General features: G+C 69.0%; 24 protein-coding genes. 2 read left to right on the forward strand and 22 right to left on the reverse strand.

The features are described from left to right. Positions 1-182: 182 nt before the first annotated feature. Positions 183-551, reverse strand: a complete 369-nt coding sequence (locus G1C96_RS01955; RefSeq protein ID WP_169274951.1) for a metallopeptidase family protein — start codon at positions 549-551, stop codon at positions 183-185. A 93-nt stretch (positions 552-644) separates the two neighbouring features. Here G1C96_RS01955 and G1C96_RS01960 point away from each other — a divergent pair, with 93 nt between their 5' ends. Beyond that, on the forward strand, positions 645-2,246 hold the full coding sequence (locus tag G1C96_RS01960) for an ABC-F family ATP-binding cassette domain-containing protein (RefSeq protein WP_169274952.1): 1,602 nt from the start codon (positions 645-647) through the stop codon (positions 2,244-2,246). Between the two features lie 160 nt (positions 2,247-2,406). Here the strand turns inward: G1C96_RS01960 and G1C96_RS01965 are convergent, their stop codons facing one another. From G1C96_RS01965 to G1C96_RS01995, 7 genes are read right to left on the reverse strand one after another with little or no spacing between them, the layout of a single operon-like run. Next, a complete protein-coding gene (locus G1C96_RS01965) occupies positions 2,407-3,174 on the reverse strand; it encodes a carboxymuconolactone decarboxylase family protein (protein ID WP_169274953.1) in 768 nt (255 codons plus the stop codon). Continuing rightward, positions 3,164-3,703 carry a MerR family transcriptional regulator gene (locus G1C96_RS01970; RefSeq protein WP_169274954.1) on the reverse strand — a complete coding sequence of 180 codons (540 nt, stop codon included), beginning with the start codon at positions 3,701-3,703 and terminating at the stop codon, positions 3,164-3,166. The genes G1C96_RS01965 and G1C96_RS01970 overlap by 11 nt, the downstream gene beginning before the upstream one ends. Before the next feature lie 49 nt (positions 3,704-3,752). Continuing rightward, positions 3,753-4,535, reverse strand: a complete 783-nt coding sequence (locus tag G1C96_RS01975) for an SDR family oxidoreductase (RefSeq protein ID WP_169274955.1) — start codon at positions 4,533-4,535, stop codon at positions 3,753-3,755. Between the two features lie 59 nt (positions 4,536-4,594). Continuing rightward, positions 4,595-5,866, reverse strand: a complete 1,272-nt coding sequence (locus tag G1C96_RS01980; protein ID WP_169274956.1) for a DUF3322 and DUF2220 domain-containing protein — start codon at positions 5,864-5,866, stop codon at positions 4,595-4,597. Then, positions 5,866-9,411 carry an ATP-binding protein gene (locus tag G1C96_RS01985; RefSeq protein ID WP_240945044.1) on the reverse strand — a complete coding sequence of 1,182 codons (3,546 nt, stop codon included), beginning with the start codon at positions 9,409-9,411 and terminating at the stop codon, positions 5,866-5,868. The genes G1C96_RS01980 and G1C96_RS01985 overlap by 1 nt, the downstream gene beginning before the upstream one ends. Before the next feature lie 3 nt (positions 9,412-9,414). Then, on the reverse strand, positions 9,415-10,200 hold the full coding sequence (locus G1C96_RS01990; protein ID WP_169275226.1) for a DUF4194 domain-containing protein: 786 nt from the start codon (positions 10,198-10,200) through the stop codon (positions 9,415-9,417). Positions 10,201-10,253: 53 nt separating this feature from the next. After that, positions 10,254-11,762 (reverse strand): DUF3375 family protein, encoded by a 1,509-nt coding sequence (locus G1C96_RS01995; RefSeq protein ID WP_169274957.1) that lies wholly within the window; start codon positions 11,760-11,762, stop codon positions 10,254-10,256. A 109-nt stretch (positions 11,763-11,871) separates the two neighbouring features. On the opposite strand from G1C96_RS01995, the gene G1C96_RS02000 reads away from it, so the two are divergent. Continuing rightward, complete coding sequence (locus tag G1C96_RS02000; protein WP_169274958.1) at positions 11,872-12,564, forward strand: SOS response-associated peptidase; 693 nt, start codon at positions 11,872-11,874, stop codon at positions 12,562-12,564. 147 nt (positions 12,565-12,711) lie between these two features. Here the strand turns inward: G1C96_RS02000 and G1C96_RS02005 are convergent, their stop codons facing one another. The 14 genes from G1C96_RS02005 to G1C96_RS02070 all read right to left on the reverse strand — a co-directional run bounded on the left by G1C96_RS02005 (position 12,712) and on the right by G1C96_RS02070 (position 26,080). Then, positions 12,712-13,011: a DUF2316 family protein gene (locus tag G1C96_RS02005; protein WP_169274959.1), complete on the reverse strand. Its 300-nt coding sequence runs from the start codon at positions 13,009-13,011 to the stop codon at positions 12,712-12,714. A gap of 6 nt (positions 13,012-13,017) precedes the next feature. Next, on the reverse strand, positions 13,018-14,616 hold the full coding sequence (locus G1C96_RS02010; protein ID WP_169274960.1) for an anthranilate synthase component I: 1,599 nt from the start codon (positions 14,614-14,616) through the stop codon (positions 13,018-13,020). After that, positions 14,613-15,020, reverse strand: coding sequence for a phosphoribosyl-AMP cyclohydrolase (gene hisI / locus G1C96_RS02015; protein WP_169274961.1), 408 nt, complete (start codon positions 15,018-15,020; stop codon positions 14,613-14,615). The genes G1C96_RS02010 and hisI overlap by 4 nt, the downstream gene beginning before the upstream one ends. Before the next feature lie 59 nt (positions 15,021-15,079). After that, the gene (hisF, locus tag G1C96_RS02020) at positions 15,080-15,850 is read right to left on the reverse strand and encodes an imidazole glycerol phosphate synthase subunit HisF (protein ID WP_169274962.1); all 771 of its coding nucleotides are present in this window, start codon (positions 15,848-15,850) and stop codon (positions 15,080-15,082) included. A 98-nt stretch (positions 15,851-15,948) separates the two neighbouring features. Beyond that, positions 15,949-17,154, reverse strand: a complete 1,206-nt coding sequence (gene rlmN / locus G1C96_RS02025; RefSeq protein WP_169274963.1) for a dual-specificity RNA methyltransferase RlmN — start codon at positions 17,152-17,154, stop codon at positions 15,949-15,951. Between the two features lie 16 nt (positions 17,155-17,170). Beyond that, complete coding sequence (locus G1C96_RS02030) at positions 17,171-18,133, reverse strand: phosphatidate cytidylyltransferase (protein ID WP_169274964.1); 963 nt, start codon at positions 18,131-18,133, stop codon at positions 17,171-17,173. Positions 18,134-18,169: 36 nt separating this feature from the next. Further along, positions 18,170-18,724: a ribosome recycling factor gene (gene frr / locus G1C96_RS02035; protein ID WP_169274965.1), complete on the reverse strand. Its 555-nt coding sequence runs from the start codon at positions 18,722-18,724 to the stop codon at positions 18,170-18,172. Positions 18,725-18,783: 59 nt separating this feature from the next. Beyond that, positions 18,784-19,533, reverse strand: a complete 750-nt coding sequence (gene pyrH / locus G1C96_RS02040; RefSeq protein ID WP_169274966.1) for a UMP kinase — start codon at positions 19,531-19,533, stop codon at positions 18,784-18,786. Between the two features lie 176 nt (positions 19,534-19,709). Beyond that, positions 19,710-20,561: a translation elongation factor Ts gene (gene tsf, locus G1C96_RS02045; protein WP_169274967.1), complete on the reverse strand. Its 852-nt coding sequence runs from the start codon at positions 20,559-20,561 to the stop codon at positions 19,710-19,712. Positions 20,562-20,662: 101 nt separating this feature from the next. Further along, positions 20,663-21,496, reverse strand: coding sequence for a 30S ribosomal protein S2 (gene rpsB, locus G1C96_RS02050; RefSeq protein WP_169274968.1), 834 nt, complete (start codon positions 21,494-21,496; stop codon positions 20,663-20,665). A gap of 243 nt (positions 21,497-21,739) precedes the next feature. Next, the gene (locus G1C96_RS02055) at positions 21,740-22,225 is read right to left on the reverse strand and encodes a peptide deformylase (RefSeq protein ID WP_169274969.1); all 486 of its coding nucleotides are present in this window, start codon (positions 22,223-22,225) and stop codon (positions 21,740-21,742) included. 6 nt (positions 22,226-22,231) lie between these two features. Further along, positions 22,232-24,331: an AMP-dependent synthetase/ligase gene (locus G1C96_RS02060; RefSeq protein ID WP_169274970.1), complete on the reverse strand. Its 2,100-nt coding sequence runs from the start codon at positions 24,329-24,331 to the stop codon at positions 22,232-22,234. A gap of 21 nt (positions 24,332-24,352) precedes the next feature. Next, positions 24,353-24,808, reverse strand: a complete 456-nt coding sequence (locus G1C96_RS02065; RefSeq protein ID WP_169274971.1) for a hypothetical protein — start codon at positions 24,806-24,808, stop codon at positions 24,353-24,355. 147 nt (positions 24,809-24,955) lie between these two features. Beyond that, positions 24,956-26,080, reverse strand: coding sequence for a GuaB3 family IMP dehydrogenase-related protein (locus G1C96_RS02070; RefSeq protein ID WP_169274972.1), 1,125 nt, complete (start codon positions 26,078-26,080; stop codon positions 24,956-24,958). Positions 26,081-26,096: the final 16 nt, after the last annotated feature.

The raw sequence follows: 26,096 nt of genomic DNA on the forward strand, positions 1-26,096 counted from the left end.
AGTCAGGGTGCCCCGACGGGGATTCCGACGATCCGAGGCATTGGGATTCCGCGGTTTTCCGGTGCCTCTTCGCCGCATATCCGTCGAAGAGGCACCCTGACTATGGAGATATCTGCCCACGGACGGGGAAAAGTACCCCCGACTATGGAGATACCCGCGTGTCCGGGACCGCTTCGCCCGGGTCAGTAGCCATGCGCGTGCAGGTAGTCGTCGTCGAAGCCGAAGTAGTGCCCGAGCTCATGCAGGACGGTCCTGCGGATCTCGTCCACCATCTCCGCGCGCGACCGGCAGACGCGCTCGTGCGGACCCTTGAACACGGTGATCACGTCCGGCATCACGCCGCCGTACGCGGTGGTACGCTCGGTGATCGGCACGCCCCGGTACAGGCCCAGCAGCTCGCCGTCCGGATCGCACATGGACGCGCGCTCGTCCTCGTCCGGCTCGTCCGCCACGGCGACGCACACGTTGTCCAGCGCACGGCGGAACCGCTCGGGCACGCCGGCGAGCGCCTCCTCCACGGCGGATTCGAATTCGGCGTCGGTCATATGCATGGCGTCCATCGTACCCGGTCGGCTGGTTCGGTATGATGGACCGTTGGCATACCGGCAGCGGATCACGACGACAAGGGAAGAGCAGGGACGAACATGGCGATTGATGCACAGGGTCTGGAGATTCAGATCGGCGCGCGCACGCTGCTGCATCCCACCGACTTCCATGTGGCCAAGGGCGACAAGATCGGCCTCGTCGGCCGCAACGGCGCCGGCAAGACGACGCTGACGCGCGTGATCACCGGCGACATGCTGCCCTCCGCGGGCAAGGTGCGCGTCTCCGGCAAGCTCGGCTACCTGCCGCAGGACACGCATGCCGCCGATCCGACCCAGTCGGCCCTCGACCGCATGATGAGCGCGCGCGACATCGCCACCATCATCAGCCGTATCCGCAAGGCGGAGAAAGAAATGACCGACCCCGACCCGGACGTCATGACCAAGGCCATGAACCGCTATGACAAGGCCCTGCAGGACTTCGACAAGGCCGGCGGCTACGCGGCGCAGTCCGAGGCCATCGCCATGGCCAACTCGCTCGGCCTGCCCCAGGAGGTCATGCAGCAGCAGCTCGGCACCCTCTCCGGCGGCCAGCGTCGCCGCATCGAACTGGCGCGCATCCTCTTCTCCGACGCCGACACCCTCATCCTCGACGAGCCCACCAACCACCTCGACGCCGACTCCATCGAATGGCTGCGCGGCTACCTCAAGCGCTTCGAAGGCGGCTTCCTCGTCATCTCCCACTCCACCGAGCTGCTGGACGAGGTCGTCAACAAGGTGTGGCACCTCGACGCCCAGCTCGGCCAGATCGACATGTACTCCCTCGGCTGGAAGGCCTACCTGCATCAGCGCGCCGTGGACGAGGAGCGCCGCCGCCGCGAACGCGAAGTCGCCGAAAAGAAGGCCGAACGCCTCATGAGGCAGGGCATCCGCCTGCACGCCAAGGCCACCAAGGCCGTCGCCGCCCAGAACATGATGCGCCGCGCCGAAAAGCTCCTCGAAAACACGTCCGAGGCGCAGAAGAAGGAGAAGGTGGCGGACATCCGCTTCCCCGAGCCCGCGCCCTGCGGCCGCACCCCCATCATGGCCAAGGACATCTCCAAGGCCTTCGGCTCCAACATCGTCTTCGCCGGCATCAACCTCGCCATCGACAAGGGCTCGCGCGTCGTGATCCTCGGCTACAACGGCGCCGGCAAGACCACCACGCTGCGCATCCTCGCCGGCGCGGAGGAGCCCGACACCGGCGAAGTCGTCTACGGCCACGGCGCCAAGATCGGCTACTTCGCCCAGGAGCACGACACCCTCGACCTCGACTCCACCGTGCTCGAAAACCTCCAGCACGTCGCCCCCGAACTCAACGACACGCAGGCCCGCTCCATCCTCGGCAGCTTCCTGTTCTCCGGCGACGACGCCATGAAGCCCGCGCGTGTCCTCTCCGGCGGCGAGAAGACGCGACTCGCGCTCGCCACGCTCGTCACGTCGCGCGCCAACGTCCTGCTCCTCGACGAGCCCACCAACAACCTCGATCCCGCCTCGCGCGACGAAATCCTCAAGGCCATCGCCAAGTACGAGGGCGCCATCGTCCTCGTCACCCACGACGAGGGCGCGGTCCAGGCGCTCAACCCCGAACGCGTGCTCCTCATGCCCGACGGGGACGAGGATCTGTGGAACGACGACTACCTCGATCTGGTGGCCGAGGAATAACGGAGCGTCGTCGGCGTTGCCCCTCGGTCGGCGTACCTTGTTGTACGCCTTTCTTCGGTGCGCCTTGATGACGCACGCGTTGTTCCTCGGCCGCGGCCGAGACTGGGGAGCGCCGTCGGCGCTATTCCCCGGCCGCGGCCGAGACCGAGAGACGCTGCGTCTACTGGGCGGCCTTGGCCGCGGCGTCGTTGATGCAGCGGATCGCGTTGAGCGTGCGCGGGTAGCCGATGTACGGCATGCACTGCGAGACCACGGCGATCAGGAACGCCTTCTCGTTACCGACCTTCAGGTTCGCGCCCGCATGCGCCGTCAGCTGCGGCTCGCAGCCGCCCTGCGCGGCAAGGAAGCACAGCGTGATCATCTCGCGCCGGCGATGGTCCAGCCCGCCGCGCGTGTAGTAGTCGCCGAAGCAGTTGTCCGCCAGCCACTTGTTGATGTGCCGCGTCTCCTCGGGGCCGGACTGCGCGAACCCGCGCATGTGCTCGCCGAAGATGTCGATCTGCACCTGCTCCCCCGCCGCCGCGCGCGTCTCCGGCGTCGTCGTGGACTGCGGGGCGAGCGGCAGCGCCACGTCCATCGCCTCCAGCACCTGATTCGTCTTCCTCAGGAACGGCAGCACGCGGCCGAATCCCAGATACGCAACCGCCTGATACACGATCTCCTTGACCTCGACAGGCGTCACGCCGGCCTTCATGGCCACCGGCAGCATCAGCTCGTACTCGTCCAGCCCCTGGCATCCGAGCAGCGCGGCGAGCACGGCCATCGACCGCGTCCGGTCATCCAGATCCGGGTGGTTCGCGCCGGGCTCATGGATCACCTCGTCGTACGCGAAGTTCGAGAACAGCGCCACGAACTCCGGGTCGGTCTGCTCCAGCGTCCTGTCGTCGCTCCAGAACCGGTTCATGCGGCTCCTGATGTCATCGAACATCCTCGGTCTCCTTTCCGCCGGCCGTCCTTCCGACCGGCGCGCTGGATGCCTGCGCCTTGTGCGCCTTGCCGCCGACCTGCATGCGCTTGATCTTCTCCACGATGTCGCGATTGTCGTCCAGCAGCTGCTCGGCGTCCCGCTCGCGGCCTTCGGCGATGGCGCGCCAGTACAGCGTCTTGAACGACACGTACGCCTGCTGCATGCGAATGCTCTCCGCCTTGGCGGCAAGCCTGAGCGCCTGCGCGTCCAGCAGCTCCATCTGGCGGCGCGCGCCGTCCGGCCCATCGAAGCGATTGCGCAGATACTGGCGCATCGCGTCAAGCGGCATGCCCGTGGCGGCGAGGCAGGACACGATGCTCAGCGCCTCCAGATCCGCATCCGAGTAGGCGCGATGGCCCGAACTGGGGTCGCGGGCGATGGGATCGATGATGCCGATCTGCTCGTAGTAGCGCAGCGTCGACTCGGGCAGGCCCGAGATCATCGACGCTTCGCGGATGGTGTGCCATGCGGTGGCGGTCTCGTTGCTCATGCTTCGTACTGTATGGACTTCGAGCGCTTGAAGTAAACCGGCGACACGCCTACGCCTCGCGGTACACCTTCGTGTAGGAGCCTTCGGCGCGGGGACGCACGACGATCTGGTCGATGTCGACCGTGTCGGGCTGGGCGAGCGCCCACGTGACGCATTCGGCGATGTCCTCGGCCTTAAGCGGGCTCGGCACGCCCGCGTAGACGGCCGCCGCGCGCGCCGCGTCGCCGCCGAAGCGCTTGAGGGAGAACTCGTCGGTTTCGACCATGCCGGGCGCGATGTCGATGACGCGCACGGGCTCGCCGATCTGCTCCAGTCGCAGCACGCGCGCCATGACGCGCTCGGCGAACTTGGAGGCGCAGTAGCCGGCGCCGCCCTCATACGGCTCGATGCCGGCGGTGGACGAGATGACGAGCACGGTGCCGCCGCCGGGCGCCTGCTTGAGGGCGGGCAGCAGCTTCTGCGTGATGCGCAGCGTGCCGATCACGTTGAGCTCGTACATGCCGCGCCAGTCGTCCAGACTGGCCGTAGCGACGGGATCCTTGCCGAACGCGGCGCCGGCGCAGTTGACGAGCGCCTTGACGGGGCCCGCCTCCAGAATGCGGTCCACGGCGGCCTGCGTGCTCGCCTCGCCGGTGATGTCGCACGCCACGTAGCTGACGGCGGGGCCGAGCTCGTCGGCGAGCGCCTTGAGCCTGGCCTCGCGCCGCGCCAGCGCGACGACCGTCCACCCGTCCTTCACGAGCGCGCGCACGCTGGCCGCGCCGATGCCGCTGGATGCGCCGGTCACCACCGCGCGCTTCGTCGCCTCGCCGTTCCTCGCTTCCTCGGCCATGATTCCTCCCTGATTGGCTGATCGCGTCTGGCTGCCGCGCCGCATGGTCGGCGGCGCGGTCACAGCCTGATTGTACGACCCAACGCGTCCCGAAGCGTGCCGTCAAATTGCGCTTCGGGCCAGCCGCGCTCGGCGAGCAGCCGCACGGCGTCGGCGATCGGTATGCGCTCCTGCTCGATGCGGGGATGGCCGTGACGCGCGTCGCACAGCATGAGGTAGAGCGCGCGTTCGTCGTCGTTCAGCATGCGCATCGCATCGTCCTTGGGACTGCGGCTTGCGATCCGATGCCCGCGTTCGTCGAGATCGGTGCCGTACCGCTCGTACCGCGCGTAGGTCTGCCGGTCCATGAGCACGGACGGGCAGACGATGCCGCAGGACTTGCGCACGGAGGCGAGAATCTCCAGTCCGTCCGCGTCGATGTCGCCCCAGTACGCCACATGGCGTTCCGGCAGGTCGCTGAGCCATGGCAGCAGCGTGGGCAGCGCCGCCACGGACGACCATCCCTGTCCCCAGATGCACAGCGTGCCGGCCATGGGCGGCATGGCGAGATAGGTGTCCTTGTTCTCCACGATGATCGCGTGGCTGATCGCATGGTCGGCGGCCGGCTGCCATGCCGTGACGGCGACCATGGACGGGTCGTTGTATCGGCTCGGGTCCAGATGGCGGAACCACAGCTGGTGGGGACGCTCGGCCAGCGGCAGCCCGTCGATGCCGAGCAGCGCGCAGATGGCCTTGCGACGTCGGCTGCCCACGCCGCCGAGCCATTTGGCGCTGAACCCGGCGAGCGGCACCTGACGGGCCGTGAGCCCGGCGACGGATTCGAGGTCCATTGCGGCGAACTGTGCGGCGGCCTTGAGCGTCAGCTCGAAGTCGACGTCCGATTCGTCGGCAAGCAGCCTGACGGCATGCGCGGCATGGCGCTCATCGGCGCCGGGGAACGCGCAGGCGTCGTGCACACGTGCTCTTGCCTTGCGATAGGCGACGGATGCCTGACGCGTGCCTGACGAGGATCCGGCGACGCGACAGGCGGTCTCCGCGTCGGGAGTCGTGATGGAGCGGATGAGTTGGATCCGCGCGCCGCCGCCGGCTTCGCGCGCAGCGACGTTCACCACGCATCCGCAGCGTTCGGCCAGATCGAGCAATGCATTGTTGCGCTCGTGTACGGCCACGATGTCGGCGGATGCCAGCTCGGCCTTCGTGGGCTGGACGATGGGCACGGAGTGCGGCCATGCGGCGGCGAGTTCCCCACCGACGGCGAAGCGGTGGGACGTGAGCCACTTGGCGACCGCTTCGCATACGCCTTGCGCATCGCGCACGCTGCGGGCGGCCATCAGCGGGGCGCCTCAGGATCCGCGGATTGACGATCGGCCGGTTCCGGCACGGCGGCAGCACCGGAAGCGTCGGCGCCATCGGATGCATCGGCGGTCTCGGCATCCGCCTCGTCGAACGTTGCGGGCGCGATCTCCTGCAGGTAGGAGCGGCCGGTGTCCGGGTCGCGGTAGGCGACGTACGCCTTGCGTGCCACTTCGAGGATCTCGGCCGTCTTGCTTTCCGGCGCGGAGACGATCACCTGGAATCCGAGGCGTGGCAGCACGGACAGCGCGCGCCGCGTGTAGCGGCCGTCGGCCTTGATGAGCGCCTCGTCGAGGAACAGCGTGGTGTAGGTCGGCTGTCCGTTCACGTCGCCGCCGAGCAGGTAGATGAGCGCCGCGCCGTACACGAAGCTCGTGAGCTCCTGCAGGGCGCCGCCCGACTTGCCGCCGGTGGAGCTGATGCGCTCGTCCGGCCCGTCGTCGTGATGCACGATCGCATAGAAGCCGGAGCGGCAGCGCGGATCGAGGTTGCGCGCGCCGTAGCTCCTGATGCCGCCCGCGTCGCGCACGTGCGACAGCTCCTCGTCGAGGAGGTCCACCAGCGGCCTGCAGCGGGCGAACACGCGGCGCGTCTCCTGCGGGTCCGCGGCGCGCGACGCCTTCCACTCGTTGAGCATCTGCACCACGCGGCGCAGCTGTCCGGAGAATGCGGCGTCCGGCCGGCGCACGTCCGCGCCAAGGGCCAACGTGCCGTGGCGCGGACCGAACCGCTGGCCGGTGAGCATCCGGTTGATGCGTTCCAGCTGGTCGCCGATGTCGCTTGCGTCGGTGTCGATCGCGCGTCCCAGCTGCGTGAAGTCCATGAGCATCTTGTCGAGGCTGTTGGCGACCTCCGCGTCCGTGGCGTTCACGGCGGCGAGCTTCGACAGCCCCTCCAGCTCCTCCAGATAGTACCGGTAGTCGTTCACGCTGGCGGTGGCCGAGTCGTCGTCGGGCGCATACCGTTCGAGGTAGTTCGCCATGTTCAGCTCGACCGCGGCGCGTGCATCGTCGACGGTCTTGCGCAATCCGGCGACGCGGGCGCGCGCCTGCCTGACGATCGCCGCGGCGATGTTCCCGCGGACGCTGCCGCCGGCGTCGGCGAGCGCATGCGCACGGTCCTCCCGCCGCGGCATGCTCGCGAACGCGCCGTCGTAGGCCTCGGCGAGCGCCCGCTCGGCGTTCTCGCCGATCGAGACCTCCGCATCGGCGCCGTCGTGGCGCTCATGATACCGGTCGAGCCATGCCTGCATCGCATCCACCATGCGGGAAAGGCGTCCCGCTTCGATGTCGAGCCGCGACGCCTCCTTCTGCGCGTCCGACGCCTCCGCGGCGAGACGGTCGCGCATGGCGAGCAGTCGCGCGGTCTCCGGGTCGTTGCGCATCGCGTCGATGTCGGATTCCAGCTCCTCGATGCGCCGCTCGATGCCGTCGGCATCCACCTGGCTCCACGGCGTGTGGGCGAGTTCCTCGGCGAGCGCATGGCGGGCGCGCAGCGTTTCGGCCGCGGCGTCGGTCTCGCGTCGGCGGCTCTCGGCGTCGTCGGCGCGCCGGCGCGCCTGATCGATCTGGCCGCGCAGTCCGTCCAGGTACGTCTCGTCGGCGAATCCGATGACCTGCCGCATGCCCTTGGTGCCGTGCCAGCCGCGCCTGCCGGACTTGATCTGCCCGTCGCGCTGCACCTGGCGCTCAGTGCGGTTCGCGTCGTCGATCGCGTCGACGCAGCGCGCGTCGAGCCGTTCGGCGCGGGTCTGCGTCTTGAGCCATGCGGCGAACGGGGATTCGTCGCGGTAGCGCAGCTTGCCGGACATCCAGCCGTCGCGCGGTTCGGCGTCCGCGCCGGCTTCGGCATCGGCGACGGCATCAGCACTGGCGTCCGTGTCGACGAACGTCCAGGTGCGCCGGCCCATGAGGCTCGGATCGATGGCGCTGACCTTGCGCGCGAAGCCGTGCTCGTGGCGGCGGTCGACGAGGATGGTCTGCGCGAGCGAGCCGTAGACGACGTTCATGGCAGCGCGCCACGCCTCGTCCTCTTCGCGCACGTCCATGAGCTCGGCGGCGTACGGCAGGTCGTCGGCGTCGAGGCCGGTCGCCCTGACGAGCAGCGCGCGGTCGTCGTCCATGGCCTGCGAGATGCGGGTGCGCCGGCTGCTGTGTCGTTCGTAGTCGCGCTGGAGCGCAGCGAGCGCGTCCTTGGCGTCGTGCAGGGCGCTCTGTGATTCGTAGCGGCTCTGGTCGAGCGCGGCGAGGTCGTCGCGGTACGTGCCGTCCGCCTCGGCGAGGCGCGTGCGCTCGCGCTCCCATGCGTCGGCCCCATCGGGCATCGTCTCGCCGGCTGCGTCGAACCGTGCGGCCAGACGCGTGCCGAGGTCGCGCGCGGCGGCGAAGTCCCGGTTGAGCTGGGCGAGCTGCGTCTCGAGTCGGGCGAGTGCGCCGCCGTCCCTGCTGCCGAGCTGCGCGTCGATCCGCGCGCAGCGTTCGCGCAGCTCGTCCGCGGCGTGCGCGGCGACGGTCTGTGCCTCGCGGCCGCGGCCGGCGGCGGTGCGGTCGGCGGGCAGCTGGGCGCCGATGTCGTCGGCCATGCGCCGGCCCGTCCACGCGGCCACCGCGGCCCTGCCCTGCTCGCCGTCCGGATCGATGCGGGAGCCGTCGCGCAGGGCGGCGAGCGCGTCCGCATATGCGCCGTAGCCGGTCCGGATGTCCTTCAGGCGCGCCATGCGGCGAGCCTTCTCGTCCATGGCGCGGAGGTTCTCCTCGTAGCGCCGCCAGTCATCCACGGCGGCCCGGGCGAGATCCAGCGCCTCGGGCACGCCGAGCACGCCCTGCTTGAAGATGTCGTCGAGGCGCGACGGCGCGTCGGCGGACTGGATCTTGTGCAGCAGCCGGCAGGCTTCGGCGCTCAGGCCCATGATGCGCCAGATGCGCGCGTGGAACGCGTCCGCGTTCGGGAAGGTCTCGCAGCCGGGATATGCGGTCCTGATCTGCGTGGGTGTGAACGGCGTGTCGCGGTAGCGGTCCATGAGCCTGGGGTCGATGACGCGGTCCCAGACCGCGTACTGGCGGCGCACGTCGCCGGAGCCGTCGCCGACGGCCAGATACAGGAACTTCGCGCAGCTGAGCGTCTGCCCGGTGGTGCGGTTCGCATACGTGTCGACGATCGCGCCCCACACGGGCTGCGGGCGTCCGTCGGCGTCGCGGCCGCGCAGGTAGAGCGGCATTTCGACGCCGCCGTCGGAGCCGTAGCCGAGCATGCCGCGCACGTACGTGTAGTCGCTGCGTTCGGACCGTCCGGCGTTGGACGCCTTGTTGAACGGCGTGCCCGTGGGGTACAGCAGCGAGATCTGCGCGTCCACGAGCGTGGATTTGCCGGATTCGCTGGCGCCGGCAAGCAGCGTCACGGGGGCCGTGGGATCCGTGGACGGGCGGAACTCGTGCCAGCCGTCGTACGATCCCCAGTTGACGACCTGCCGGCTTTCGAGCATCCACCGGTCGGCGATCATCGCCATGTCTTCGCGCTTCGCCATCGTCTACCTCCCCTCGTCTTCGGCGTCGTCGGAGCCCGCGTCGAACAGGGTGGGCTCCTGCGGGCGCGATTCGCCGATCCCGCCCGTGTCGACGTCGGCGTCCGCGGGATCGTCCCGCCCGAGGACCGTCCCGTCGTCCGCATCCGCGGCGGACGCGGGCTCGTCTCCGCCGTCCGGATCGGCGTCCAGCCAGGATTCGGCCAGCGCCCGGTCGAGCACCACGGGCACGAGCGGCGTGATGCGGTACATCTCCTCGCCGTCGTCCGCGCGTTCGAGGTAGCCGTGGGTCGTCGCGGCCGAGACGACCGCCTGGATCCGTCGCAGCACGCCTTCCTCGTCGTTGCGCGACGCGAGGTATCCCGCGCCGGTCGTCAGCGCCTCGCGGATCTCGTCGAAGCTCGCCATCCATGCGCTCTGCTCGGCGTGCACGTTCTCGTAGTCGAGCACGCGGATGCGCAGGAACGCGAGCAGCGCCGCCTCCTCGCGCGTCAGGCTCACGCGCGTCTTGAGCGAGCGGATCGTCACGTCCGGTCCGCCCACGGGCGTGGCGTACATGATGCGGTAGCGCGTGTCGACGACCAGCCGCAGCATGTCGTTGTTGAGCGAGCGGACCACCGCGTCCCGGTTGTCCTCGACCATGTCGTACAGCACGCCGCTCACGTACCGGTCCCGCTTGAGGGCGATGGCCGCCACGCGCGCGTCGGCGGGCATGTCGCTCAGATCGCCCTCGAACAGGGCCGCGGGGTTCGCGTCGCCGCCCGCCGTGCCGGCCTCCGCGCCGTCCGTCATGATGTCGTCCATCGTCGTCCTTTCGTCCGCGTCGCCGCCGTCCGTCGTCCCGTTCATGATTCCTCCGCGATCTCCTCGAGCGTGCGCGGCGCCACCATGAGCGGCCGCGTGAGCCAGACGCGCTCGTCGCCGTTCAGCGTCACGCAGCGCCACCGCGTCCACGAGCCGCCGGACGTCCTGAGCGCGCCGAGGAATCCGATCAGCTCGCTTTCGCGCCGCTCCCCCGCCGGCAGCCGGTTGAAGCTCGCCGCCATGTCCACCGCGTCGCCGCGCATCACCGGATCGCGCCGGATCAGCTCGGCCATGCGTCTGAGCCTCGGACCGCCCACCTCGATGAGCGCGCGCAGGTCCGGGGACGGCGCATCCGGGCCGGAGCCATCCGCGAGCCGCGGCGCCGTGTCGCGCACCATCGGGCGGGCGGGACGCGTGGGCAGCACGGCGAGCCGCACGGCGGACACGTCGGTGGCGTACGGCGCGTCCGCGGCGTCGGGGGTCTCCCTGGCCTCGGCGCTGAGCTTGACGAACAGCCGGTTGAGCGTGGAGAGCATCGTGCGGTAGCGCGTGTCGGTCTGCTGACGCACCAGACGGCTGATCGCCTCGTCGGAGGCGCGCATCTGGCGGCGCACGTCCTCGATGCCCTCGTAGATGCGGGCCAGCTCGGCACGCACCTGCCCGAGCAGCGCGCCCGGTTCACCGTCGAGGTACGGCGTGCGCGCGATGTCGCGGATCGCGTCGTCGATCTGACGCCGTCCCTCGTCGGTGACGATCACCTGGAACGCGTCCTCGAACCGTCGTCCCGCGTCGGATTCGCGGTAGGAGCGTCGGTAGTCGTCGTGGTATGCGGTGAGGATCTCGTCGACGGCCATGTCGCCCGACTGCATGCGCCGGCGCAGCATGTCGCCGTTGTCGCGTTCCGTCAGGGCGAGTTCGCGCAGGTCGATGGGCACGCCGCGCAGCGTGTTGTGCACGACGGCGATGATGTCCTCCACCTGCCGTTCCGTCAGGTCGCCCGTGTCCTCGCCGTCGAGGATGCGTCTGATCTCGCGCTTGTTGGCCTTGATCTCGCGGTTGAGCAGCGCGATGCGCTCGCGCGGGTCGGCGGTGAGCCGCATGCGCGCGTGCTCGATCTCCATGATGATCGAGTTCGCCTGCGCGCCGGACAGGGTCCGCGTGTCGTCCTCGAGACGCGACAGCGCCTCGATCGCGCGATGCGCGCGTGCGGTGAGCCGGTACAGGAACCGGTGGGACGTCACGTCGAGCGAGTTGGCGAGCCACGCGTAGTCGCCGTCGCCCTCACGCGTCAGCTCGGCGAGCACGCCGCGCGCGGCGTCGGCCGTGGTCTGTCCCTCCGCGGGCGTGAAGTCTCCGGACGCGATGAGCGGCTCCAGTCCCTGCACGATCCGGTCCTCGAGCGTCTCGCGCGTGAGCTCCCCGGTGAGCGGGTCGAACGCGGAGCGCAGCAGCGCCACGTAGACCATGGAGTTCCGGCGCAGCAGCAGTCTCAGCACGCCGGTCTCGTACACCGGTCTGAGCCGTTCCAGCTCGCGCCTTGCGTCACCCAATGCGTCTCCTTCGTGGTTCCTTCCGCGGCCCCTCCGCGGTTCCTCCGCGTGGTATCGAAGCTAGCACAACGGGGGCGAGGGCGCCGCGGCACGTCGTACACTGTGGGGCATGTGCAGAAGGTTCGCTCTTGACCTGGATTGGGACGCGGTCGCCGGCTGGCTCGGCGTGGACGCGGGCGACGTGAGGGCGGATCGGCTGCCGCCGCGCACGTTCGCCGTCGAGCCGAGGCAGACCATCGCGCTCGTGGCGCAGGGCGGCGACGGCAGACGGCATCTGACGGGGGCGAGCTGGTCGCTCGTGCCGCGGTGGAGCCAGACCGACGCGCCCGGCTATCCGACGTACAACGCGCGCGTGGAATCGATCGCGTACAGACCGACGTTCGCCGAGTCCACGCGGTCCATGCGCGCGATCATCCCCGCGTCGGGATACTACGAGTTCAAGGGACGCCGGCCGTTCTACTTCCACGCCCCGGACGGGACTCCGCTGGCGATGGCGGGACTGTACTCGTGGTGGCGTCCGTCCGGTTCGCGCCCGTGGCGGCTCACCGCAACGATCGTCACCTGCCCCGCCGCGGAGGCGTTCGCCGCCGTGCACGACCGCATGCCGCTGCTCGTGGCGCCGGACATGGCGGCGGCGTGGCTGGACCGTTCCGTCGACGGCGCGACGCTGCTCCCCCGGATGCGCGAATCGGGCATGGCGCTGTCGAGAGGACTCGGATTCCATGAGGTGGCGCCGCTCGCAGGCGACGGGCCGCGGCTCATCGCCCCGCTGGAGCGCCGCGATCCGATCAGCCTGTTCTGACCGTCCGACTGCTCCGGTTGTTCCGGAACGGCAAGCGAGGGGCGGGTTTCGTCGGGATCCGCGCCGCGCCGCGGGAATGATCGGAAACGTGCCCCTTCGCTTGCCGGGAATCGTCCTCGACGGGCGGCACCCAGATCGGAGTCCGCCTCAGCCGATGCGGTTCGCGTCGATCACGCGCCCGTCCAGGAACCAGTAGTCGTGCGGATCGCCGCGCAACGCGCTGAACGGCACCGGCTTCACGCCGCGCGCCCGAGCCTCCTCCAGCAGATACCCGCGCACGATCCACGGGTATTCAAGCACGCCGGATTCGAGGTTCACGACGCGCTCCACGACGGCCGCGTCCACGCCGAAATGCTCGCCGATCGCCCGCGCGTCGAGCCCGAGCAGCGCCATGTTCTCCCGGAATTCGCGAATGGTCGCCTCGCGCTGCGCACTGGTCAGTGACATGGCGGCCTACAGCTCCCTGAGCTGGGCGGCGATCTGCACGGACTCCACGCTCGCCTCGGCCTTGTTGCGCGTCTCCTGCCATTCGGTGGCGGGCACGGAGTCGAGCACGATGCCGGCGCCGGCCTGCACGCTCGCCTCGTGGTCGCGCAGGAACGCGGTGCGGATGGCGATGGCCATGTCCATGTTGCCAGAGAAGTCGAAGTAGCCGATCGTGCCGCCGTAGATGCCGCGGTCGGCCGGCTCCAGCTCGTCGATGATCTCGATGGCGCGGGGCTTGGGCGCGCCGGACAGCGTGCCCGCGGGGAACGCGGACGTGAACACGTCGAACGCGGTGAGGTCCTCGCGCACGTGGCCGGTCACGGTGGAGCAGATGTGCATGATGTGGCTGAAGCGCTTGATGTCCATGAGGCTGACGACCTCGACGGAGTCGGGGTCGCACACGCGGCTCAGGTCGTTGCGGCTCAGGTCCACGAGCATGATGTGCTCGCTGCGTTCCTTGGGGTCGGCGAGCAGCTCCTTGGCCAGCGCCGCGTCCTGCTCGGGGGTCTTGCCGCGCGGACGGGAGCCGGCGATCGGGAACGTCATGGCGTGCCCGTCGTCCACCTTGATGAGCGTCTCCGGGCTGGAGCCGATCACGTTGAAGTCGCGGCCCTCGGCGTCGGTGAGCGCCATGAAGTACATGTACGGGCTGGGGTTGAGGGTGCGCAGCACGCGGTACACGTCGAACGGCTCGGCGGGCGAGTCGATGTCGAGGCGCTGGGAGATGACGACCTGGAACACGTCGCCGTCGACGATGTGGCGCTTCGCCTCCTCGACGGCGTGCTCGTACTCGGCCTTGGCGCTGCGGAAGCGCAGCTTCGGCTGTTCGACGGACGGGTCGATGACGCTGACGCGGTTCTCTCGCGGCTGGGGCGTGGCGGCGTCGCGCTGCATGCGGTCGAGGCGCGCGATCGCCTCGTCGTAGGCGGCGTCGGCGCGCGTGGGACGGTCGTCCACGTTGATCGCGTTGGCGATGATCCACACCGAGCCGTCCACGTGGTCCACCACGGCCACGTCGGTGGCCAGGGCGAGCACGGTCTCCGGCTGTCCGGTCTCGTCGGGGGCCTCGGCGCGCAGCGTCGGCTCCCAGTGGCGGATGGCGTCCCATCCCACGGTGCCCACGAGACCCGAGGTGAGGTTCGGCAGGCCCTTGACGTCCGGCGCCTTGAGCGTGGCGAGCGTGGCGCGGACCACGTCCATCACGTCGCCCTCCCGGGGCACGCCGACCGGCACCTTGCCGAGCCAGTTGGCGCGGCCGTGGTCGGAGCGCAGCTGGGCGAGCGAGTTGACGCCGATGAACGAGTAGCGGCTCCAGGATCCGCCGTATTCCGCGGATTCGAGGATGAACGTGCCGCTGCGGCCTCCGGCGAGACGCTCGTAGAAGCCCACCGGGGTGAGCGAGTCGGCGAGCAGCCTGCGCACGATGGGGATGACGCGGTAGCCCTGGTCGGCGAGCTCGTGGAACGTCTCGCGGCTCGGCCACGTGCCGCCCCACGGCAGATGCTCCACGCTGCACACGGCAGCCGTCCACGTCTCGTCCGCCGCGGTTCCGTTCGTCTCGCTCATCGCTCGTCCTCCTGTTCCCTGGTACGGCTTCCCTCCACGACGGGCAGCGGCCCGCCTTCGAGGAAGCAGGACCGCTTGCCGGTGTGGCACGCGGCGCCCACCTGATCGACCTCCACGAGCAGCGCGTCGCCGTCGCAGTCCAGCGAGACGCCTTTGACGTACTGCACGTGCCCGGACGTGTCGCCCTTGCGCCAGTACTCCCGGCGGGAGCGCGACCAGAACGTGACGCGTCCCGTGGTGAGGGTGCGGCGCAGCGCCTCGTCGTTCATGTAGCCGACCATGAGCACCTCGCGCGTGTCGTACTGCTGGATCACCGCGGCCACGAGCCCCTTCGCGTCGCGCTTGAGTCTCGACGCGATGCGCGGGTCGAGCGTGGTCGCGTTGTCGTATTCGTTGTCTGCCATTGTCCGTATCGCTCCTGAAGCCTTGGTGAAGCCGGCGGGAAGCCGGCACGAATCTCGTCTCAGCGCACCGTGTAGCCGTGGCGCCTGAGCTCGTCCTTGACGTCGCCGATGGTCATCTTGCCGTAGTGGAAGACGGATGCGGCGAGCACGGCGTTCGCGCCCGCCTCGATGGCCGGCGGGAAGTCCTCCACCTTGCCGGCGCCGCCGGAGGCGATGATCGGGATGCTGACCTCGCGGCGCACGGCGCGGATCATCTCGAGGTCGAAGCCGTCCTGCGTGCCGTCGGCGTCCATGGAGTTGAGCAGGATCTCCCCCGCTCCCAGCTCCTCGGCGCGCTTGACCCACCAGATCGCGTCGATGCCGGTGGACTTGCGGCCGCCCATCGTGGTGACCTCAAAGCCGGACTGCGTGTGCTGCTCGCCCTTCTCGCGGCGGGCGTCCACGGACAGCACGAGCACCTGGTTGCCGAAGCGCTCCGCCACGCGGCTGATGAGCGTGGGGTCGTTGATTGCCGCCGTGTTGACGCCCACCTTGTCGGCGCCGCAGCGCAGCAGCGAGTCGACGTCCTCGGGGGTGCGCACGCCGCCGCCCACGGTCAGCGGGATGAAGATCTGCTCGGCGGTGCGCGAGACCACGTCGATCATGGTCTGGCGGTGTGAGCTGGAGGCGGTCACGTCGAGGAAGGTGAGCTCGTCGGCGCCCTGACGGTAGTATTCGCGGGCCAGCTCCACCGGGTCGCCGGCATCGCGCAGATTCTCGAAATGCACGCCCTTGACCACTCGTCCCGCGTCGACGTCCAGACAGGGGATCACACGAACCGCCAGCGACATAGCTCAACTCCCGTTGCTTCCTAGGTTTTCCTACAGCCCGTCAGCTTACCTACCGCACGTTACAACGTCCGCATGATGGACGGGACCGTCCCGTCCGCTCAGGCGCGGCCGTCCCTGCCCTTGGCGGCGAGCTGGCCGCAGGCGCCGTCGATGTCCTGGCCGCGGGTGTCGCGCAGCGTGGCGGTGATGCCCGCCGCGTGCAGGATGTCGAGGAAGCGCCGCTCGTCCTCCGGCTTGGAGGCGGTCCATCTGGAGCCTTCGATGGGGTTGAGCGGGATCGGGTTCACGTGCGCCCAGTCGTCGCCGTAGTGGTTGAGGCGCTTGGCGAGCAGGCGCGCATGCTCGGCCTGGTCGTTGATGCCGCGCATGAGCGCGTATTCGATGCTGACGCGCCGCTTGGAGGCGAGCCAGTAGTCGTGCGCCGCGTCGAGCACGGCGGTGGTGTCGAAGCGGCGGTTCATCGGCACGAGCTCGTCGCGCAGCGCGTCGCTCGGCGCGTGCAGCGAGACGGCGAGGCGCACGGGGATGCCCTCCTCGGCGAGCTTCCTGATGCCGGGAACCACGCCCACGGTGGACACGGTGATGTTGCGCGCCGAGATGCCGAACCCCTCGGGAGGCATGGCGGAGATCTGACGCACGGCGGACAGCACGGAGCGGTAGTTGCCCATCGGCTCGCCCATGCCCATGAACACGACGTTGCTGAGCCTGCCGGGGCCTCCGGCCACCTCGCCGTCGCGCATCATCCGCGCGGCCACGCGCACCTGCTCGAGGATCTCCCCCGCGGACATGTTGCGCGTGAGCCCCAGCTTGCCGGTGGCGCAGAACGGGCATCCCATGCCGCAGCCCACCTGCGACGAGATGCACAGCGTGGTGCGCGTCGGATAGCGCATGAGCACCGATTCGATGAGCGAGCCGTCGAACAGGCGCCACAGCGTCTTGATGGTGGCGCCGTCGTCGGCCACCTGCCGGGTAACCTCGTGGATGAGCTCGGGGAAGAACGCCCGGGCCGCGTCCTCTCGTTTGGCGGCCGGGAAGTCGGTGAACTCGGACGCGTCCGCGTCGAAGCGTCCGTAGTAGTGGTTGGCGAGCTGCTTGACGCGGAACTTCGGCAGACCCAGCTCGGCGGCGGTCGCGATGCGCTGCTCGGGGGTCATGTCGGCGAAGTGCAGCGGCGGCTTGCCGCGGCGCGCGTGGTCGCGGCTGAGCACGTCGCGGAACGCGCCGGTGGTGCCGCCGGGCGTGATGCCGGTCTCGGGAACGGATGCGGGATTGTCGGTTGCGATTGCGGTTTCGATGTCTGTCATGTCGTCTCCCACGGTCTCACAGACCGCTGACGTAGAGCAGCAGCGCGATGAGGGGCGCGCACATGAGGATGGAGTCGACGCGGTCGAGCACGCCGCCGTGCCCCTTGAGCAGGTGTCCCATGTCCTTGATGCCGAGGTCGCGCTTGATCATGGAGGCGCACAGGTCGCCGTACGTGCCCACGACGCCCACGGTGACGCCGAGCACCACGGGCATCCACCAGCGCGAGGCCCACATCGGGGCGTCGTACGTGCAGGCGAAGATCGCGAACGCGCCGGCCATGGCGAAGAGCATGGACCCGGCGAGGCCCTCGTACGACTTCTTGGGGCTGATGCGCGGCGAGAGCTTGTGGCGGCCGAACGCGGCGCCGAAGAACAGGCCGCCCGTGTCGGACAGGGCCGGCAGGAAGACGCTCATGATGGCGTGCGCCATGGGGTGGCCGCCGAACGTGAGCGGGAAGATGAGGTAGCAGGCCAGCACCTCGAGGTAGAGGATGGTCAGCAGGGTGACGCCGACGTTGGCGAGGCGCGACGCCCGGGGCGGCTCGTCGTCGTGGTTGAACGAGGACTCGAGCCTGATCGCGGCGTCCGCGGCCGAGAGCTTGCGCGCCACCGCCATGGGCACGCGCGTACCGAAGCTCAGTCGCGCCGTGGAGCACGGCAGCGCGACCACGATGGTGGCCATGACGCCGATCGACATCGCGGCGAAGTGCCACGGCGCGTAGTAGGTGGCGAGCATGGTGGCCGAGGAGCAGACCCACAGCGCCGCCACGGGGATGTGCAGCCCCACGGTGGCGAAGTCGATCCTGAGCTCCCACAGCCCCAATATCATGAACAGCACGATCAGCATGACGAACGCGTCGATGCGTATGGCGAGGCATGCGAGGATGATCGCGACGAGCAGCGCCCCGGTCGCGATGGCCTGGGGCATGTTGCGTCCGGTGCGCTTGTTGATCGTGGCTAACTGATCGTGCTGGTCCATGATGATGCGGGGTTCGGAGGTGCGGCGCGGGCCGGCTCAGACCTCGAGGATCTCCTTCTGCTTGGTCTCGAGCAGGGCGTCGATCTCGTCCGTGGTGGACTTGGTGACCTTGTCGAGCTCCTTGAGCAGGCGGTCGCCGTCGTCCTCGCCCATGTCGCCGTCCTTGACGGCCTTGTCGATGGACTCCTTGGCCTTGCGGCGGATGTTGCGCACCGCGACCTTGCCGTCCTCGGCCTTGCCCTTGGCGAGCTTCACGTACTCCTTGCGGCGCTCCTCGGTCAGCTCGGGCAGGGTGACGCGGATGACGTTGCCGTCGCGGTTGGGGCTCACGCCGAGGTCGGAGTCGCGGATGGCCTTCTCCACGGCCGCGGCCTGAGACTTGTCGAACGGGGTGACGGCCAGGGTGCGCGGCTCCGGCACGCCGATGGAGGCGACGGCCTTGATGGGCGTGGGCGAGCCGTAGTAGTCGACGGTGATGCCGTTGAGCAGGGCCGGGTTGGCGCGGCCGGTGCGGATGCCGGAGAAGTTCTCCTTGGTGTTCTCGACGGTCTTGGCCATCTGTTCCTTGGCCTGATCGATGACGGTAGCCATGTGGTGCTCCTTGCTGGTTGTTGTGCGGATTGGTTGGTTCTTGGCGGGCGACGGCTTCGTCACTCGGCGAGGGTGGATTCGGCGGTGGAGACCAGCGTGCCGATCTCGTCGCCGACGAGGGCGCGGGTGACGTTGCCCGGCTCCTCGAGTCCGAAGACGCGGATGCGCTTGCGGTTGTCGCGGGCCATGGACAGCGCGGCGGCGTCCATGACGGCGAGGTTGTCGACCAGGGCGCGCTTGTAGCTCAGGGTGGCGAAGCGCTTGGCGTCCGCGTCCTTGCGCGGGTCGGCGGTGTACACGCCGTCGACGCCGTTCTTGCCCATGAGCACCTCGTCGCAGTGGATCTCGAGGGAGCGCTGGATGGAGACGGTGTCCGTGGAGAAGTACGGCATGCCGGCGCCGGCGCCGAAGATCACGACGCGGCCCTTCTCCAGATGGCGGATGGCCTTGAGCGGGATGTACGGCTCGGCGACCTGGCCCATGGTGATGGCGGTCTGCACGCGGGTGGACTGCCCCTCCTGCTCCAGGAAGTCCTGCAGCGCCAGGCAGTTCATCACGGTGCCGAGCATGCCCATGTAGTCGCCGCGGGAGCGATCGATGCCGGCCTGCTGCAGTTCGGCGCCGCGGAAGAAGTTGCCGCCGCCCACGACGATGGCCACCTGGACGCCCCGGCTCACCGCGGGGACGATCTCCTCGGCGATGCGACGCACCACGTGCGTGTCGATGCCGACCTTGCCGCCGCCGAACGCCTCGCCGGACAGTTTGAGCAGGACCCTGCGCGGATTGTCTGATGCCTCTTTGCCAGTCATACCTTGGTGCCTTTCATTGGTCAGGCGTAACAAATACCGCATATCAGCGTATCGGTCCGCGCCGACACACGCCGGCAGCGACACCGACGAAATCGGCCCGCGCTCCCCTCCTTGCGGAAAGCGCGGGCCGATTCCTCACCGGTTCGCGGATGCGACCGGCCGGCTGCGGTCGACGATCAGTCCTCGTCGCCCTTGCCGACCTCGACGCGGGCGAAGCCGAAGGCCTTGCCGCCCACCTCGTCGAACAGCTTGCCGACGGTCTTGGACGGATCCTTGACGAACGGCTGCTCGAGGAGGACGACCTCCTTGAAGAAGGCGTTCAGACGGCCCTCGACGATCTTGGGGACGATCTTCTCCGGCTTGCCCTCGGCCAGGGACTTCTCGGTGGCCACGCGGCGCTCGGACTCGACCACGTCGGCCGGGACGTCCTCGCGGGTGAGCCACTTGGCGCCCATGGCGGAGATCTGCAGGGCGGCCTCGTGCGCGACGGCGGCACCGGCCTCGTCGGTGGCGATCATCGCGACGATGCTCGGCGGCATCTCGGCGGACTTCTTGTGCGCGTAGATCTCGACGTGCGGGCCGGCGATCTTGGCGAACTGGCCGACCTTGACGTGCTCGCCGAACAGGGCGGCGGCCTCCTCGACGGCCTCCTTGACGGTGCCCTCGGCGGACGGGGCGGCGAGCAGCTCGTCGACGGAGCCGGCGTTGGCCTTCTCGGCGTCGGCCAGCACGGAGTCGGCGAACTCGACGAACTTCGGGGTCTTGGCCACGAAGTCGGTCTCGGAGTTGATCTCGACGGCGTAGCCGGTCTGGCCCTCGGCGGACTCGACGACGCCGGAGGCGATGGTGCCCTCCTGGGCCTTGCGGCCCTCGCGCTTGCCGGCGGCCTGGATGCCCTTGGCGCGGATGATCTCCTTGGCGCGGGCCACGTCGCCTTCGGCCTCGGTGAGCGCCTTCTTGACGTCCATCATGCCGGCGCCGGTGTCCTCGCGGACCTGCTTGATCAGTGCGGCGGTAATTGCTGCCATGAAACTCTCTCCTTGAGTTAAAACTCGATTACTTTCCCCTGGAACGGGAGGTGCAATCCATGTGCACCTCCCATCCTAGCGGCGGACGAACCCCGAGGGGCTCACTCGGCCTTGGCTTCGCCTTCGGCGGACTCGGCGGCGGGGGCCTCGGCGGCGGGGGCCTCGGCGGCGCCCTGCTGCAGCAGGTCCTTCTCCCAGGCGGCCATCGGCTGCTCGGAGGCCTCGTCGGCCTTGGCGGCCTGGCCGGAGCGCTCGATCAGACCGTCGGCGACGGCGTCGGCGATCAGGCTGGTGAGCAGCTCGATGCCGCGGATCGCATCGTCGTTGGCCGGGATCGGGTAGTCGACGGACTCGGGATCGGTGTTGGTGTCGACGAGGGCGACGACCGGGATGCCCAGCTTGTGGGCCTCCTCGACGGCCAGCGCCTCCTTGTTGATGTCCACGACGAACATGGCGGAGGGCGTGCGGTTCATGTTGCGGATGCCGCCGAGCTGCTTCTCCAGCTTGTCCTTCTCGCGCTCGAGGAGCAGCAGCTCCTTCTTGGTCAGACCGGAGCCGTGCACGTCGGAGAAGTCCATCTCCTCGAGCTCCTTGAGGCGGGCGACGCGCTTGGAGACGGTCTGGAAGTTGGTGAGCATGCCGCCCAGCCAGCGCTCGGACACGTACGGCATGTTCACGCGGGTGGCCTGGTTGGACACGGCCTCCTGGGCCTGCTTCTTGGTGCCGACGAACAGCACGGTGCCGTTGTGCGCGACGGTGGCCTTGATGAAGTCGTAGGCCTTGTCGATGAGTTCAAGGGACTTGAACAGGTTGATGATGTGGATGCCGTTGCGCTCCATGAGGATGTACTGCTTCATCTTCGGATTCCAACGACGGGTCTGGTGACCGAAGTGGACACCGGCCTTGAGCATCTCGCTCATCGTGATCTGTGCCATTGCACTCTACCTTTCTGTCGGTTCTTGCCTGGTCATGCGCACCCGTATGCAACCCTCCCCGAGGGAAGGGCCGACCGACACGGGCCGTCGCGGACATGACGCGAATTTGGCGTGTGCCGCTAGACGATGTTGGGTGGTCCGGGACGCCTGCGACCGCGTCTCTCGCCGGGTTGGCACACGAACTCTCAATATAGCACGGGGCCCGCCCCATACCAAGGGCGGGCCCCGACGCGCCGTACGGCGTCAGCGGGCGTGCGCGCGCATGTAGCGCATCGCCTCGCGGCGCTCCTCCTTCTCGAGACGGTCGAGGTACACGTGGCCGTCCAGATGGTCGGTCTCGTGCTGCAGCATGCGGCCCATCAGGCCGCTGCCCTCGAGCACCACCTCGTTGCCGTCCAGGTCGATGCCGCGCACGCGCGCGTAGTCGGCGCGACGCGTCTTGTACCACAGGCCCGGCACCGACAGGCACCCCTCGTCGCCGTACTGCTCGCCGCTCGTCTCCTCCAGCACCGGGTTGAGCACGTAGCCCACCTTGCCGTCGATGTTGTAGGAGAACGCGCGCAGACTCACGCCGATCTGGTTGGCGGACAGACCCGCACGGCCCGGATCGTCCACCGTGTCGAGCAGATCCTGCACCAGGCGCCTGACGGCCGGGGTGATCTCGCGGATCTCGTCGCACGGGGTGCGCAGCACCGGATCGGGCACCACCCTGATCTCACGAATCGTCACGGAATGTCACTCCTTGCTCTCGTCGTTCCTTGCCTCGGCCGCGCCGGCGTCGTCGGCGTCCGCCGTCCGCGCGTCGGACTCGCCGTCCGCGCCGTCGCCCTGCCTCGGCTTCATCCTCCCCTGCACGCTAGCAAGCGAATCCGACACGTTGGCGCGCGCCTGGTCGAGCGCCTGGCGCACCATCGGGCTGACGTTCTCGGACGCCTGACGCATGGATTCGGAGACCTGCTGGACCGTCTCCGCGGTGCGGTCGATGATCTTGACGGTGGCGGGGGTGGGCGGCTGGGGGGACCTGGAGACGTAGATCTCGTGCTCGATCACGTCGGCGTAGCGGCGCAGCACCTTGGCGCGCACCACCTTCAGGCTCGGGGTGAGCGTGCCGTCGTCCTGGTTGAACTGGTCGGTGAGGACGGCGAACTTGCGCACCGACTCGGCGCGGGAGACCCCGGCGTTCGCCTTGTCCACGTACTGCTGGATGAACGCGCGCACGGCGTCGTTGTCCTTCGCCTCCTCGAGCGGCATGTCGGCGTCGAGCCCCTGTCCGGCCAGCCAGCTGCGCAGCATGTCGGGCTCGAGCTCGATGAGCGCGGAGACGAACGGTCTGCCGTCGCCCACCACCACCGCGTGCTGCACGATCGGGCAGGTGTCGATGATGTCCTCCATGGGCGCGGGGCTGATGTTCTTGCCGCCGGCGGTGATGATGATGTCCTTCTTGCGCCCGGTGATGAACACGAACCCGTGGTCGTCGATTTCGCCCAGATCGCCGGTCCTCAGCCAGGTCGGGCCGTCCATGACCTCGGCCGTCATCCGCGGGTTGCGCCAGTAGCCCATGAACACGTTGGGGCCGCACACCTCCAGCTCGCCGTCCTCGGCCACGCGCACGCCCATGCCCGGGCCCGGCTTGCCCACGGAGCCCACCTCGTTGTCGTCCTCCCAGTTGACCATCATCGGCGCGGCGGTCTCCGTCATGCCGTAGCCCTGAATGAACGTGATGCCGTCCATGCCGTTGAAGAAGTGCGCCAGATCCACGTTGATGGGGGCGCCGCCGCAGGCGAGGAAGCGCAGGTTGGGGCCGAGCGCGTCACGCACCGAGGAGCCCACCGTGGCCATGAAGAACGAGTGCTCGATCCGGGAGGCGAGGGAGTGCCCGCGCCCCTCCTGCCCGTCCTTGCTCCAGCGGACGAAGTGGCTGAACGCCTTGGAGAAGATGCGGCCCCGGATGCCGGCGCCGGCCTTCTGGGAGGCGGCGTTGTAGACCTTCTCGAACACGCGGGGCACGCCCAGCAGATACGTGGGCTTGAAGCTCCTCAGGTCCGCGAGCAGGCGCTTGGCGCCCGGGATGTAGCCGATCACGCCGTGCCCGCCGATGGCGACGTACTGGATGTACCGCGCGAAGCAGTGCGCCAGGGGCAGGAACAGCAGCAGGCGGTTGTCGTTGTAGAGCATGTTGGGCAGGATCTCGTAGCCGTTGAGCACGATGTGCGTGTAGTTGCGGTTGGAGAGCATGGCGCCCTTGGGCCTGCCGGTGGAGCCGGACGTGTACACGATGGTCAGCAGGTCGTCCGCCTTCACGTCGGCGATGGCGGCGTCGAGGTCGGCGTCGGACACGGCGCGTCCGAAGTCGGCGACGGCGTCCAGTCCGTCCGCCCTGAAGTTGAACACGTACCTCAGGGTGTTGTCGGCCGAGTCGCGGATCTGTTCGAGCGCCTGCGCGTGCTCGAAGTCCCCGCAGAAGGCGACGACCGGCTCCACCTCGTCCACGATCGCCGCCGCCTGGCGGACGGAGTCCGTCTCGTAGATGGGCACGAGCACCGCGCCGATCGCCGCGCACGCGAAGTCGACGACGCCCCACGAATAGCAGGTGGGCGAATAGACGATGACCCGCTCCCCCTTGGTGGCGCCGAGCGCCATCAGGCCCTTGGCGATGAGGCGGACGCGGTCCAGCATCTGCCCGGCGGTGACGTCGTGCCAGCGGTGGGTCTCGTCATCCTGCCATTGCGCGATGAGGTCGTCCGGACCGCGCTCCGCCCTGCGCTCGAGCAGCGAGAAGACGGTGTCGTCATCGGTCGTGGTGATCTTGAACGGTTCGACAAACTCCTTGAGCATGCCTACCACTATAAACCGGCGTCAGCCCAGGTCGAGCTCCGTGCACATCCACCGTCCGCCGGCCCTGTCGAAGACCACCGACGACCAGTAGTCGTTGCCGGCCACGCGCAGATGCACCGACATCTCCATGTGGTCGGCGCTGCGGACGAAGGCCTCGACGCCCACGGCCTCGGTGACGGTCGCGCGGACGCGCCGCATCAGGCCGGGTCGGCGCTGCAGGTAGCTGCGGTACAGCAGCGACATGGTGTCGAGCTTGCGCACGATCACCGCGTTGGCCGCCTTGGCGAGACGGTCCGCGGACGTGCGTCCCAGCACCACGTCCATGCCCACGCGCGCCAGCTGCATCGCCGCCGAGGCGAGGGCGATGCTCCGCTGCTGCGTCATGTCCTCCGGCACGTAGCGGCATATCCTGACGTGCACCGGGTTCGTCGTCCCGGGGAACGCGATGTTCGCTTCGAAAATGTCCGGGCTGCTCATGATTGGCTCCTTTGCTCGTGGAGCCGCCGTCGGCCCCTACCATGAGCTCTAATGCAATGCGGGCGCCCGGTCAAATCGCCGGACGCCCGATGTGCATAAGTGGACGGATGTGGATAACTCGCCGACGCCGTCCGCCGACGCGATCCGTCAGCGCGCGGAGGTGGGTGCGACCACCATGTTGCAGCGCTGGAAGTTCTTCACGTCCACGTAGCCGGTGGAGGCCATCGCGCGGCGCAGCGCGCCGATGAAGTTCACGCGGCCGTCCGCCTGATGGCTCGGTCCGAACAGGATCTGCCTGAGCGGCGCCACGGTGCCCACGTTGGCGCGGTAGCCGCGCGGCAGCGTCTGGTGGCGTGCCTCGGCGCCCCAGTGCATGCCCTTGCCCGGCGCCTCGGTGGCACGGGCGAGCGGGGCGCCCAGCATGACGGCGTCGGCGCCCAGCGCGAACGCCTTGACGAAGTTGCCGGAATCGCCCATGCCGCCGTCGGCGATGACCTGCACGTAGCGGCCGCCGGACTCGTCCATGTAGTCGCGGCGCGCCTCGGCCACGTCGGCGATGGCGGTGGCCATCGGAGCGTGCACGCCGATCGTGGTGCGCGTGGCGGACACGGCGCCGCCGCCGAATCCCACGAGCACGCCCGCGGCGCCCGTGCGCATGAGATGCAGGGCCGCGGTGTAGTTGGCCGCGCCGCCCACGATGACCGGCACGTCGAGGTCGTAGATGAACTTCTTCAGGTTGAGCGGCTCGTGCGTCTGCGAGACGTGTTCGGCGGACACGGCGGTGCCGCGGATCACGAACAGGTCCACGCCCGCGTCCACGACGGTGGAGTAGAACTGCTGCGTGCGCTGCGGGGAGAGCGCGCCGGCCACGGTGACGCCGGCGTCGCGGATCTCGTGCAGACGCTGCGTGATGAGCTCCGGCTTGACCGGCTCGGCATAGATCTGCTGGATGCGCCCGATCGCATGGTCCGCGTCGAGCTCGGCGATCTCGTCCAGCAGCGGCTGCGGGTCCTCGTACCGGGTCCACAGACCCTCCAGATCGAGCACGCCGAGCGCGCCGAGACGTCCCATCTCGATCGCGGTGGCGGGGCTGGTCACCGAATCCATCGGGGCCGAGATCACCGGGACGTCGAACTCGTAGGCGTCCACCTGCCACGAGGTGGACACGTCCTGCGGGTCGCGGGTCCTGCGGGACGGGACGATCGCGACGTCGTCCAGCGAATAGCCGATGCGGGCCTTCTTGCCCAAGCCGATTTCAATTTCCTGAGACATGGCCTCTAGGCTAATG

Origin of the sequence: Bifidobacterium moraviense (genome assembly GCF_012932365.1) — a bacterium.
GTDB lineage: Bacteria > Actinomycetota > Actinomycetes > Actinomycetales > Bifidobacteriaceae > Bifidobacterium > Bifidobacterium moraviense.

Bases quoted from the DNA above. Each gene is read 5' to 3' on its own strand.
- G1C96_RS02005 (WP_169274959.1), bottom strand. From the start codon at position 13,011: ATGTCACTGACCAGTGCGCAGCGCGAGGCGACCATTCGCGAATTCCGG.
- G1C96_RS02030 (WP_169274964.1), bottom strand. From the start codon at position 18,133: ATGGACCAGCACGATCAGTTAGCCACGATCAACAAGCGCACCGGACGC.
- tsf (WP_169274967.1), bottom strand. From the start codon at position 20,561: ATGGCAGCAATTACCGCCGCACTGATCAAGCAGGTCCGCGAGGACACC.
- G1C96_RS02070 (WP_169274972.1), bottom strand. From the start codon at position 26,080: ATGTCTCAGGAAATTGAAATCGGCTTGGGCAAGAAGGCCCGCATCGGC.
- G1C96_RS02010 (WP_169274960.1), bottom strand. From the start codon at position 14,616: ATGAGCGAGACGAACGGAACCGCGGCGGACGAGACGTGGACGGCTGCC.
- pyrH (WP_169274966.1), bottom strand. From the start codon at position 19,533: ATGACTGGCAAAGAGGCATCAGACAATCCGCGCAGGGTCCTGCTCAAA.
- G1C96_RS01990 (WP_169275226.1), bottom strand. From the start codon at position 10,200: ATGACGGACGGCGCGGAGGCCGGCACGGCGGGCGGCGACGCGAACCCC.
- G1C96_RS01985 (WP_240945044.1), bottom strand. From the start codon at position 9,411: ATGGCGAAGCGCGAAGACATGGCGATGATCGCCGACCGGTGGATGCTC.
- G1C96_RS02065 (WP_169274971.1), bottom strand. From the start codon at position 24,808: ATGAGCAGCCCGGACATTTTCGAAGCGAACATCGCGTTCCCCGGGACG.
- frr (WP_169274965.1), bottom strand. From the start codon at position 18,724: ATGGCTACCGTCATCGATCAGGCCAAGGAACAGATGGCCAAGACCGTC.
- rpsB (WP_169274968.1), bottom strand. From the start codon at position 21,496: ATGGCACAGATCACGATGAGCGAGATGCTCAAGGCCGGTGTCCACTTC.
- G1C96_RS01965 (WP_169274953.1), bottom strand. From the start codon at position 3,174: ATGTTCGATGACATCAGGAGCCGCATGAACCGGTTCTGGAGCGACGAC.
- G1C96_RS02000 (WP_169274958.1), top strand. From the start codon at position 11,872: ATGTGCAGAAGGTTCGCTCTTGACCTGGATTGGGACGCGGTCGCCGGC.
- G1C96_RS02060 (WP_169274970.1), bottom strand. From the start codon at position 24,331: ATGCTCAAGGAGTTTGTCGAACCGTTCAAGATCACCACGACCGATGAC.
- hisI (WP_169274961.1), bottom strand. From the start codon at position 15,020: ATGGCAGACAACGAATACGACAACGCGACCACGCTCGACCCGCGCATC.
- hisF (WP_169274962.1), bottom strand. From the start codon at position 15,850: ATGTCGCTGGCGGTTCGTGTGATCCCCTGTCTGGACGTCGACGCGGGA.
- G1C96_RS01970 (WP_169274954.1), bottom strand. From the start codon at position 3,703: ATGAGCAACGAGACCGCCACCGCATGGCACACCATCCGCGAAGCGTCG.
- G1C96_RS01955 (WP_169274951.1), bottom strand. From the start codon at position 551: ATGCATATGACCGACGCCGAATTCGAATCCGCCGTGGAGGAGGCGCTC.
- G1C96_RS01960 (WP_169274952.1), top strand. From the start codon at position 645: ATGGCGATTGATGCACAGGGTCTGGAGATTCAGATCGGCGCGCGCACG.
- G1C96_RS01975 (WP_169274955.1), bottom strand. From the start codon at position 4,535: ATGGCCGAGGAAGCGAGGAACGGCGAGGCGACGAAGCGCGCGGTGGTG.
- G1C96_RS01980 (WP_169274956.1), bottom strand. From the start codon at position 5,866: ATGGCCGCCCGCAGCGTGCGCGATGCGCAAGGCGTATGCGAAGCGGTC.
- rlmN (WP_169274963.1), bottom strand. From the start codon at position 17,154: ATGACAGACATCGAAACCGCAATCGCAACCGACAATCCCGCATCCGTT.